Source organism: Enterococcus sp. JNUCC 77 (genome assembly GCF_054819945.1).
Window position 1 is genome coordinate 1,820,180 of sequence record NZ_JBTHIG010000001.1, and the last position, 12,468, is coordinate 1,832,647.

General features: G+C 41.3%; 5 protein-coding genes and 3 rRNA genes. 3 read left to right on the top strand and 5 right to left on the bottom strand.

Annotated features, from left to right (window positions below; genetic code table 11):
- The first annotated feature begins 31 nt into the window (after window positions 1-31).
- Window positions 32-946: a lactate/malate family dehydrogenase gene (locus ACVWNY_RS08925; protein WP_454071260.1), complete on the top strand. Its 915-nt coding sequence runs from the start codon at window positions 32-34 to the stop codon at window positions 944-946.
- Between the two features lie 98 nt (window positions 947-1,044).
- Here the strand turns inward: ACVWNY_RS08925 and rrf are convergent.
- From rrf to ACVWNY_RS08950, 5 genes are all read right to left on the bottom strand, one after another.
- A 5S ribosomal RNA gene (rrf, locus tag ACVWNY_RS08930) occupies window positions 1,045-1,160 on the bottom strand.
- Window positions 1,161-1,243: 83 nt separating this feature from the next.
- Window positions 1,244-4,156, bottom strand: a 23S ribosomal RNA gene (locus tag ACVWNY_RS08935).
- Between the two features lie 229 nt (window positions 4,157-4,385).
- Window positions 4,386-5,945: ribosomal RNA gene (locus tag ACVWNY_RS08940) — 16S ribosomal RNA — on the bottom strand.
- The 16S, 23S and 5S rRNA genes sit together here, the layout of an rRNA operon.
- 331 nt (window positions 5,946-6,276) lie before the next feature.
- On the bottom strand, window positions 6,277-7,101 hold the full coding sequence (locus tag ACVWNY_RS08945; RefSeq protein WP_454071261.1) for an endonuclease/exonuclease/phosphatase family protein: 825 nt from the start codon (window positions 7,099-7,101) through the stop codon (window positions 6,277-6,279).
- Between the two features lie 3 nt (window positions 7,102-7,104).
- Entirely contained in the window at window positions 7,105-9,294 is a 2,190-nt protein-coding gene (locus ACVWNY_RS08950; RefSeq protein WP_454071262.1) for a PTS transporter subunit IIBC, read from the bottom strand.
- Between the two features lie 228 nt (window positions 9,295-9,522).
- Here ACVWNY_RS08950 and ACVWNY_RS08955 point away from each other — a divergent pair, with 228 nt between their 5' ends.
- Together ACVWNY_RS08955 and pgmB are read left to right on the top strand one after the other, a co-directional pair.
- A complete protein-coding gene (locus ACVWNY_RS08955; protein ID WP_454071263.1) occupies window positions 9,523-11,790 on the top strand; it encodes a glycoside hydrolase family 65 protein in 2,268 nt (755 codons plus the stop codon).
- A gap of 9 nt (window positions 11,791-11,799) precedes the next feature.
- Window positions 11,800-12,450: a beta-phosphoglucomutase gene (pgmB, locus tag ACVWNY_RS08960; RefSeq protein WP_454071264.1), complete on the top strand. Its 651-nt coding sequence runs from the start codon at window positions 11,800-11,802 to the stop codon at window positions 12,448-12,450.
- Window positions 12,451-12,468: the final 18 nt, after the last annotated feature.

The following is a 12,468-nucleotide window of genomic DNA, read 5'->3' on the forward strand; positions in this document are numbered from 1 at the left end:
AAAAAAGGCATCCTTAATAGTTAATAGAGGAGTGATTTTTTTGAGAAAAATAGCTATTATCGGTGTGGGAAATGTTGGCAGTACTACTGCACATACTTTAATTGAAAGAAATTTAGTAGATGAGTTGGTTTTATTCGATCAACATAAAAAAATTGTTTTTGCAGAAATAAATGATTTAATTGACGGGCAAATCGGTCGCTCCAGTCAAACAAAACTAATAGAACCCTCGTTAGCAGAATTAACTGATTGCGATATAATTATTTTTTCAGCTGGCGATATTAGTTTATTACAAGGTACCTCAGATCGTTTTATCGAACTTAATTTTACCAAAAAAGTAGCAAAAGAATGGGGACAAAAAATTAAGGAATCAGGATTCAAAGGTATCTTAGTCAATATCACTAATCCTTGTGATGTGATTACTCAATATCTTCAACAAATAACTGGTTTACCTAAAAATCAAGTCTTCGGCACTGGAACTACTTTAGATACTTCAAGAATGCGTCATGCGGTCAGTCAAAAATTAAATGTACATCCTTCCTCAATCGAAGGGTATGTTCTCGGCGAACATGGAGAATCGCAATTTGTTGCCTGGTCAAGTGTGCGAATAGCTGGTATTCCAATTGAAGAAAGTTTTTCCCAAACAGAATTAGATGAATTAGAAGTAGCGGCCCGTAAAGGCGGTTGGATTACTTTCAGTGGAAAAGGCTACACATCGTTTGGTATTGCGAACGCTGCCTCAACTATTGTAGAAGCTATCTTAAATGATAGCCAATTGATTGCACCAGTTAGCAACTATAATGACACTAATCAAGCTTACGTTGGCCATCCAGCACAAATTTCAAGTAGTGGTATTGTAAAAGACTTTGATCTTTCTTTAAATACATTAGAAAAACAGAAATGGCAAAAAACAATTGAAACAATTCATTTTATGTACAACTCAATTTAAAAAAATCGTCAAGTCTATAGTGTAATAGCTACAAACTTGACGATTTTTTATATACACTTTAGAAAATAAAAAAACCACCTATAAATAGATGGTCAGTTGCGTGGCGACGTCCTACTCTCACAAGGGGCAACCCCTCACTACGATCGGCGCTAAAAAGCTTAACTTCTGTGTTCGACATGGGAACAGGTGTATCCTTCTTGCTATCGCCACCACACTATTTAGTTGAGTAAACTTCGCTCACTCAAAACTGGATCAAAAAACATTCCATCTTTTTTTAACTTCCGAGTCCATTTTATCTTGGTTAAGTCCTCGATCGATTAGTATCAGTCCGCTCCGTACATCACTGCACTTCCACTTCTGACCTATCTACCTGATCTTCTCTCAGGGATCTTACTTTCTTTAAGAAATGGGAAATCTCATCTTGAGGTGGGCTTCACACTTAGATGCTTTCAGCGTTTATCCCTTCCCTACATAGCTACCCAGCGATGCCTTTGGCAAGACAACTGGTACACCAGCGGTAAGTCCATCCCGGTCCTCTCGTACTAAGGACAGATCCTCTCAAATTTCCAACGCCCGCGACGGATAGGGACCGAACTGTCTCACGACGTTCTGAACCCAGCTCGCGTGCCGCTTTAATGGGCGAACAGCCCAACCCTTGGGACCGACTACAGCCCCAGGATGCGACGAGCCGACATCGAGGTGCCAAACCTCCCCGTCGATGTGGACTCTTGGGGGAGATAAGCCTGTTATCCCCAGGGTAGCTTTTATCCGTTGAGCGATGGCCCTTCCATGCGGAACCACCGGATCACTAAGCCCGACTTTCGTCCCTGCTCGACTTGTAGGTCTCGCAGTCAAGCTCCCTTGTGCCTTTACACTCTGCGAATGATTTCCAACCATTCTGAGGGAACCTTTGGGCGCCTCCGTTACTCTTTAGGAGGCGACCGCCCCAGTCAAACTGCCCATCTGACACTGTCTCCCATCACGATTAGTGATGCGGGTTAGAGTGGCCATAACACAAGGGTAGTATCCCACCATTGCCTCCGTCGAAACTAGCGTCCCGACTTCTACGGCTCCTACCTATCCTGTACATGTGGTACAGACACTCAATATCAAACTGCAGTAAAGCTCCATGGGGTCTTTCCGTCCTGTCGCGGGTAACCTGCATCTTCACAGGTACTAAAATTTCACCGAGTCTCTCGTTGAGACAGTGCCCAAATCGTTACGCCTTTCGTGCGGGTCGGAACTTACCCGACAAGGAATTTCGCTACCTTAGGACCGTTATAGTTACGGCCGCCGTTTACTGGGGCTTCAATTCGTACCTTCGCTTACGCTAAGCACTCCTCTTAACCTTCCAGCACCGGGCAGGCGTCAGCCCCTATACTTCATCTTTCGATTTTGCAGAGACCTGTGTTTTTGATAAACAGTCGCTTGGGCCTATTCACTGCGGCTGATCGTTAGATCAGCACCCCTTCTCCCGAAGTTACGGGGTCATTTTGCCGAGTTCCTTAACGAGAGTTCGCTCGCTCACCTTAGGATACTCTCCTCGACTACCTGTGTCGGTTTACGGTACGGGTCATTGTTTTCTCACTAGAAGCTTTTCTTGGCAGTGTGACATCAGAAACTTCGGTACTTGTATTTCCCTCCCCATCACAACTTGTCCTTAGAAAGATAAGCATTTGACTCATCTTAAGACTCATTGCTTAGACAGACATTTCCAATCGTCTGATTTCTTAGCCTACTGCGTCCCTCCATTGCTCAAACAAAAACAACGAGTACAGGAATATCAACCTGTTATCCATCGCCTACGCCTTTCGGCCTCGGCTTAGGTCCCGACTAACCCTGGGCGGACGAGCCTTCCCCAGGAAACCTTAGTCATACGGTGGACAGGATTCTCACCTGTCTTTCGCTACTCATACCGGCATTCTCACTTCTAAGCGCTCCAGCAGTCCTCACGGTCTACCTTCAACGCCCTTAGAACGCTCTCCTACCATTACACCCTAAGGTGTAATCCACAGCTTCGGTAATATGTTTAGCCCCGGTACATTTTCGGCGCAGGGTCACTCGACTAGTGAGCTATTACGCACTCTTTAAATGGTGGCTGCTTCTAAGCCAACATCCTAGTTGTCTGTGCAACCCCACATCCTTTTCCACTTAACATATATTTTGGGACCTTAGCTGGTGGTCTGGGCTGTTTCCCTTTCGACTATGGATCTTATCACTCACAGTCTGACTCCCAGAGATAAATGTATGGCATTCGGAGTTTATCTGAATTCGGTAACCCGAGATGGGCCCCTAGTCCAAACAGTGCTCTACCTCCATCATTCTTACTCTGAGGCTAGCCCTAAAGCTATTTCGGAGAGAACCAGCTATCTCCAAGTTCGTTTGGAATTTCTCCGCTACCCACACCTCATCCCCGCACTTTTCAACGTACGTGGGTTCGGTCCTCCAGTGCGTTTTACCGCACCTTCAACCTGGACATGGGTAGATCACATGGTTTCGGGTCTACGACCACATACTCATTCGCCCTATTCAGACTCGCTTTCGCTACGGCTCCGTCTCTTCGACTTAACCTCGCATGGGATCGTAACTCGCCGGTTCATTCTACAAAAGGCACGCCATCACCCATTAACGGGCTTTGACTTGTTGTAGGCACACGGTTTCAGGATCTATTTCACTCCCCTTCCGGGGTGCTTTTCACCTTTCCCTCACGGTACTGGTTCACTATCGGTCACTAGGGAGTATTTAGCCTTGGGAGATGGTCCTCCCGGATTCCGACGGAATTCCTCGTGTTCCGCCGTACTCAGGATCCTCCTAGGTGTGATTCAAATTTCATCTACGGGGCTTTTACCCTGTCTCGCAGACCTTTCCAGGTCCTTCGATTATTTCAATCAACTACCATATCGGAGTCCTACAACCCCAAGAGGCAAGCCTCTTGGTTTGGGCTTTTCCCGTTTCGCTCGCCGCTACTCAGGGAATCGATTTTTCTTTCTCTTCCTGCAGGTACTTAGATGTTTCAGTTCTCTGCGTCTACCTCCATTCAGCTATGTATTCACTGAACAGTAACATCCTGTTAAAGATGCTGGGTTTCCCCATTCGGAAATCTCCGGATCAAAGCTTACTTACAGCTCCCCGAAGCATATCGGTGTTAGTCCCGTCCTTCATCGGCTCCTAGTGCCAAGGCATCCACCGTGCGCCCTTATTCACTTAACCTTATCAACCTTACGGTTGGGTCTTTATCTTCCCTCTAGCGATAGAGTTCCAATAAATAAAAATAAGCAATTGAACTATTAAAAAACTCATTCAACGCGGTGTTCTCGGTTTGTTTTAAAAATTTTTGGTTTGTTTTTTGTATCCAGTTTTCAATGAACGATTTGAGAGTAGACCTCTCAAAACTGAACGAATAAAGATAAACTTGTGTAGTCTCCGTAATTTTCCTTAGAAAGGAGGTGATCCAGCCGCACCTTCCGATACGGCTACCTTGTTACGACTTCACCCCAATCATCTATCCCACCTTAGGCGGCTGGCTCCATAAAGGTTACCTCACCGACTTCGGGTGTTACAAACTCTCGTGGTGTGACGGGCGGTGTGTACAAGGCCCGGGAACGTATTCACCGCGGCGTGCTGATCCGCGATTACTAGCGATTCCGGCTTCATGTAGGCGAGTTGCAGCCTACAATCCGAACTGAGAGAAGCTTTAAGAGATTAGCTTAGCCTTGCGACTTCGCGACTCGTTGTACTTCCCATTGTAGCACGTGTGTAGCCCAGGTCATAAGGGGCATGATGATTTGACGTCATCCCCACCTTCCTCCGGTTTGTCACCGGCAGTCTCGCTAGAGTGCCCAACTAAATGATGGCAACTAACAATAAGGGTTGCGCTCGTTGCGGGACTTAACCCAACATCTCACGACACGAGCTGACGACAACCATGCACCACCTGTCACTTTGCCCCCGAAGGGGAAGCTCTATCTCTAGAGTGGTCAAAGGATGTCAAGACCTGGTAAGGTTCTTCGCGTTGCTTCGAATTAAACCACATGCTCCACCGCTTGTGCGGGCCCCCGTCAATTCCTTTGAGTTTCAACCTTGCGGTCGTACTCCCCAGGCGGAGTGCTTAATGCGTTAGCTGCAGCACTGAAGGGCGGAAACCCTCCAACACTTAGCACTCATCGTTTACGGCGTGGACTACCAGGGTATCTAATCCTGTTTGCTCCCCACGCTTTCGAGCCTCAGCGTCAGTTACAGACCAGAGAGCCGCCTTCGCCACTGGTGTTCCTCCATATATCTACGCATTTCACCGCTACACATGGAATTCCACTCTCCTCTTCTGCACTCAAGTCTCCCAGTTTCCAATGACCCTCCCCGGTTGAGCCGGGGGCTTTCACATCAGACTTAAGAGACCGCCTGCGCTCGCTTTACGCCCAATAAATCCGGACAACGCTTGCCACCTACGTATTACCGCGGCTGCTGGCACGTAGTTAGCCGTGGCTTTCTGGTCAGATACCGTCAAGGGATAAACTTTCCACTCTTATCCTTGTTCTTCTCTGACAACAGAGTTTTACGATCCGAAAACCTTCTTCACTCACGCGGCGTTGCTCGGTCAGACTTTCGTCCATTGCCGAAGATTCCCTACTGCTGCCTCCCGTAGGAGTTTGGGCCGTGTCTCAGTCCCAATGTGGCCGATCACCCTCTCAGGTCGGCTATGCATCGTTGCCTTGGTGAGCCGTTACCTCACCAACTAGCTAATGCACCGCGGGTCCATCCTCCAGTGACGCAATTGCGCCTTTCAAAAGAAAACCAGGCGGTTTTCTCTGTTATGCGGTATTAGCACCTGTTTCCAAGTGTTATCCCCCGCTGGAGGGTAGGTTACCCACGTGTTACTCACCCGTTCGCCACTCCTTTTCTTTCGGTGGAGCAAGCTCCGGTGAAAGAAAAAGCGTTCGACTTGCATGTATTAGGCACGCCGCCAGCGTTCGTCCTGAGCCAGGATCAAACTCTCATTAAAAAGTTTGCACAGTCTTGCGACTGTTAGCTCAATTGTATTAATTGACTTGTTGCTAGCATATTGCTTGCTTTGTATTGTTTGTTCCTATTAATAGGAACGCCCTACACATTTGGTTCGTCTTATTCGTTCAGTTTTCAAAGGTCTATTTCTGTTGCATCAGCAACTTTTATATCATAACAGCTGACCGAATGAATGTCAACAACTTTTTGAAATATTTTTTTCGAAACTTTTTAAATCATTTCAAATTGTTTGCCTTCGTCATTTGACAGCTTAGTTAGATTATCATTCTCTTAAGACTTCGTCAAGTATTTTTTAAAAGAAAAAAACTAGCCTATTTCAGACTAGTTTTTATAAGCACCCCATAATGATCACTAATTTGTAAATCACTAATATTGTCAAAAACAATTTGATATTTTTCAACTAGAAATTCTTGTGCCAAAAAGATGTAGTCAATCCTGAGGGACTGAGCGTTTTTTTCCCAACCGTCTATCCCCCCTGGGATTGTTCCTTCACCAACCTTTTCAGTCGCTACTTCAAAACTGTCTTGTAAGTTTAGCTGACTCGCTAAAACTAAATCTCGGCCTTGGTCTCTTTGGTTCGCCGGATTATTAAAATCACCCATTATAATTAGAGGCAACTTTTCATCCCATAATCGACCCTCAACTTTTCTCCATTCATATGCAAATCCACTAGACTGACTCCACCAGGAAAAATGACCAGATAAAAAACACAAAGATTCACTTTTCCCCAACAACGCTTTTCGTGTGTGATAATCTGCCGGATCATCTTCTAGCGAAATTTTTATCACTTCAGCTTGAAATGGAGTTTTCGACAAAATTGCCACACCTTCATGATATTTGTCATAACCGATATGATTGAATGCCCAACTCCAGTAATAATTTGTTCCTAAGTCTCGCAATCTATTCACTACACAATAAGCAAAATTGTCCTCATGAATAGATTGCTGTTCATTATTTAATTGAAAATAATGATCTACTTGAATCTCTTTAGAGGTAGTTTTTTGATTGACTTCCTGTAATGCGATTATCGAGATATCTTCTTTTAATATTTTTTGTGCTAAAACTTCTACTTGTTGTTGGTCGTTATTTTCTAGCCAACTATGGGTATTAAAGGTTAAAAAATTAATTTCTCTCACCTCTTAAATTTCTAGCGTGCCAATTTCTTGTCCTTTTTCAACATTGTCTATTGCCTCGTAACGATAATCTTTAATTTTATCACCATTAGTGAATATAACAATCATAGTTGTTAATTTGTCGGCCGACTCCAGTACGTCAAGGTCAACTTTAGCAATTAAATCTCCTGCTTGAACCATTTGTTCGCTTGTTACAAATAATTCAAAACCTTTTCCATTTAAATCCACAGTATCAATACCCATGTGAACCAATACTTCAATTCCTTCTGACGTTTCTAAACCAATGGCGTGTTTTGTTGGGAAAATCGACACTACTTTGCCTGATACCGGACTAACAATATTCCCGTCAGTCGGAATAACAGCAAAACCTTCGCCCATCATTTTTTTCGAGAAAACTTCATCTTCAACTTTATCAATAGGAATGAATTGCCCATCTGCTGGGGACGATATTTTTTCAGTTAGTCCTTTAAAATTTTTATTTTCTTCTGTTGTTTCAACCTTACGATCAGTTAAATCAATTTTAGGTATTTCGATATTGGCATCTAATAAATCCTGAATATCTGATTTCAAAATATCGGCTTTCGGACCATAGACTGCTTGTACACCATTGTCTTTGACTAACAGCCCCATGGCACCAGCTTTTTTCCATTGTTCTTCACTACCTACTTGATCATGATCTTTAACTGAAACTCGCAGACGTGTCATGCAAGCATCTACATCGCTAATATTTTCTTTCCCACCTAAAAGATTAATAATTTTAACAATTTGATCATCGGCAACAGCTGAACCGTTACCACTATTTTTACCAGTCGTTTCATCATCATTGTCAATTTCATAATTTCCGGCACGACCAGGAGTTGCGTAATTAAATTTCTTAATCATGAAGCTAGCAAAGAAATACGTAAATATGCCGAATAGGATTGTTACCCATACAAAATTGAATAAATCAGATCCTAAACCTGCTCTGATGGCCATCGGCGTTCTTGTTAACAATTCAATATTTCCAAATGAATGAACCCGTAAATTTATAATATCCGCCATTGCGAAGGCTAAACCTTGAATGACTGCATAACAAGCATACAACGGTGCCGCTACAAACATAAACATATACTCTAAAGGTTCAGTTACACCAGTTAGGAAAACAGCCACTGCTGCTGATAAATACATTGATTTATATTTTTTCCGAATGCCAGGATCTACATTGCGATACATTGCAAAAGTTAATCCCATCAATATTCCTGAGGCACCGATCATTTGTCCAACCTTAAAACGGGCCGGCGTCAGACCTGCTAACAAGTCATTATATTGACCCATATCACCAGCATTTCTTAAATTAACTAAATCAGTTGCCCAAGCTAACCATAATGGATCTTGACCAAACACTTGCTGACCCGCATTAACCCCTGTCATAATCTCATAGACGCCACCTAATTGTGTATAATTCATCGGAATTGTCAACATATGATGCAAGCCAAATGGCAGCAACAATCGTTCTAACGTTCCATATAAGAACGGAGCCAAAATCGGTGCTGTATCTTGAGAATTTGCAATCCAGATACCAAAATTATTGATCCCTGTTTGCACAACAGGCCAAATTAATGCCAAAATCAATGAAACTAAAACTGACCGGAAAATGACAACAAAAGGAACAAAACGTTTTCCATTAAAAAAAGTTAACACTTCTGGTAATTTTCTGAAGTTGTAGTATTTATTGTAAGCAGTTGCTCCAACAAAACCAGCAATAATCCCCACGAAAACCCCCATATTTAAAGCAGGGGCTTCTAAAACACTAATAAAATAGCCATTGACCGCAATTTCTTGACCAAATAAGGTATGAGTTACTGCTTCCGGATTTGCCAGCATCTCACTAGTTACTCCAAAGATTGCTCCGGTGATACGATTAATTAAAATAAATGATAGCCCTGCAGCAAATGCACCACCCGCTTTTTCTTTCGCCCAACTTCCGCCAATCGCTAAAGCAAATAGGACGTGTAGATTCCCAATAATTGCCCAACCAACATTTTCAATAACACCACCAACTGTTGCTAACCACCCTAAGTCTGGTGAAATCATCGGAATCGACGTACCAATACTAATCATCAATCCAGCTGCCGGCATTACAGCAATAACGACCATCAGCGCTTTCCCAAATTTTTGCCAGAAAGCAAAACTAAATACCTGTTTGATTTTCTCCATTAAAAGCTCGCTCCTTTTTACGACCAATTTACGCAATCGGTTTCGATGTATTGCATTATATACGCAAAAATATTATTTGTAAACTCTTTCAATCAAAAAAGATAAAATCGTTTATTCATTGATTTTAATATCAATTATGTTGATTTAAATTCTTTTCAGTAATTCAGTTTGACTTACGCAATCGATTGCGCTATTATCAATTTATAGAAATTTAATAGGAGGCTTATCATGCAAAAAATACAACGACTTTTCGCAATCGATCCTTGGAAAATAAAAACAAATGAATTAAACCGTGAGAATCGCCGCTTGCAAGAATCTTTAACTAGTATTGGAAATGGTTATATGGGTATGCGAGGAAATTTTGAAGAAACTTATAGTGATGATCATCATCAAGGCACTTATTTAGCTGGTATATGGTTCCCAGATAAAACGCGAGTTGGCTGGTGGAAAAACGGCTATCCTGAATACTTTGGGAAAGTCATTAATGCTGTTGACTTTTTACAGATGAAAATCTTTGTGAATCAAATAGAAGTGGATTTAGCTAAGATCGATTTTTCTGAATTTGACTTGTCATTGGATATGAGAAATGGTCTGCTAACTAGAAGTTTTGTTGCTGAGATAGCTGGTGCAACCGTTCGTTTTAATTTCAAACGCTTCCTAAGTATTACAAAATTAGAATTGGCTGTTATTAAAGTAGATTTTGAAATTTTGGCTGGAGAAGCAGAAGTGAAAATTATCTCAAAACTAGATAATCAAGTTCATAATGAAGACAGTAATTATGACGAAATGTTTTGGCTAGAAAAAAATCGTGGCAGTGAAGAAAATATCAGTTATCTAACAGCGGAAACTATCCCTAATCCATTTGGTGTTGATCAATTTTCAATTACAGCAACAATGAAACATCATACCAATGTTTCTGGGACATTTGCTGAAGCACCGATGGAAGTTAGCGAAACTTTTAATTACCATTTGAAAGAAAATCAAACGGCTAGTTTGGAAAAACGAGTCGTGATTGTGACGAGTCGTGATATTCCAGAAGATCAGCAAGTACCAACAGCTGTTAAGTTAGTGGAAGCATACGACTTATCCTTTGAAGACTTATTAGCTGAACAAACAGCTGCATGGGAAAAACGTTGGCAATTAGCCGATGTAAAAATCGAAGGTGATGATGAAGCGCAACAAGGCATTCGATTTAATCTTTTCCAGCTATTCTCAACTTATTATGGTGAGGATGAACGTCTAAATATTGGTCCAAAAGGCTTTACCGGCGAAAAATATGGTGGTGCAACTTATTGGGATACAGAAGCTTATGCAGTACCGATGTATTTGGCTTTGGCTAAACCAGAAGTCACTAAAAACTTATTGAAATATCGCCATAATCAATTGCCGCAAGCACATCATAATGCCCGTCAACAAGGATTAAAAGGCGCATTATATCCAATGGTAACTTTTACTGGCATCGAATGCCATAACGAATGGGAAATAACTTTTGAAGAAATCCATCGAAATGGTGCAGTTGCCCATGCTATCTATAACTATGCTAATTATACTGGTGACGAAGCTTATTTGAAAAAAGAAGGTTTAGAAGTATTAACTGAAATTTCCCGTTTTTGGGCTGATCGGGTCCATTTTTCTAAACGTCAAGGAAAATATATGATTCACGGTGTCACGGGTCCAAATGAATACGAAAATAACATCAATAATAACTGGTATACTAATTATTTGGCTCGCTGGATTTTAAACTATACGCTAAAGACTTATCAAAAATATCAAACAAGTACCACTGTGACTATTTCAAATGAAGAACTGGCTCATTGGCAGGAAATTATTGATTTAATGTATTTACCTGAAGAGCAAGAATTAGGTATTTTTGTTCAACATGACACTTTCTTAGACAAAGATTTAATGCCTGCAAAGGATTTATCTCCTGAAGATTTACCATTAAATCAAAATTGGTCCTGGGATAAAATTTTACGTTCTTGTTTTATTAAGCAAGCAGATGTTTTACAAGGAATTTATTTCTTTAATGACCAATTCTCTAAAGAAGAAAAGCAACGAAACTTTGATTTTTATGAGCCAATGACAGTCCATGAAAGTTCACTTTCTGCATCAGTTCACGCTGTTTTAGCAGCCGAATTAGGCATGGAAAAAAAATCGATGGAAATGTACCAGCGTACTGCCCGTTTAGATTTAGATAATTACAATAATGATACTGAAGATGGATTGCATATTACCTCAATGACTGGAAGCTGGTTAGTAATTGTACAAGGTTTTGCGCAAATGAAAACTTCTCAAGAACAATTAAGTTTTGCCCCATTCTTACCTAAAAACTGGCAGAGCTATGCTTTTCATATTAATTACCGAGGTCGTTTGATTGCCGTTACTGTAAACGCGAATGAAGTAATCTTCAAACTAGAATCTGGCGAACCATTATCTATTACTTTATATAATGAAACTTTTACTTTAACAGATATTTTAAAAAAACAGATTCACTAGGAGGATGAGATGTTTAAAGGAGTATTATTTGATCTAGATGGTGTGATTACTGATACAGCAGAGTATCATTATCTGGCTTGGAAGAAATTAGCAGAAAAACTCGGCTTTACAATTGATCGAGCCTTTAATGAGCAACTAAAAGGGGTAAGTCGAGAAGATTCCCTGACCTTGTTGTTAAAACATGGCAACAAGACAAATATTTCATCAGAAGAATTTATCGCATTAGCTAAGGAAAAAAATGAGAACTACCAAAAAATGATTCAACAAATCTCACCTAAGGATGTTTATCCAGGTATTTTAGCTTTGTTGCAGCAATTACAGGAGCATCAGGTAAGAATTTCTCTAGCTTCTGCTAGTAAAAATGGGCCTTTTTTACTGAAGCAATTAGCCCTAACTGAATATTTCGATGGGATTGCCGATCCTAGTAAAGTCGCTCATGGTAAACCAGCACCCGATATTTTTGAATTGGCAGCAGAAATAATTGATCTAAAACCAGCAGAATGTATAGGAATTGAAGATGCTAAGGCTGGCATTAGTGCTATTATCGCTAGTGGTGCGCAACCAATCGGTGTTGGTTCGAAAAAAATATTAGGTGATGTACCAACTGTTGCATCTACCGACGAATTGAGTTTTAATTATCTAAAAGAACAATGGAAATAAATTAAAAGGAGAGATGAA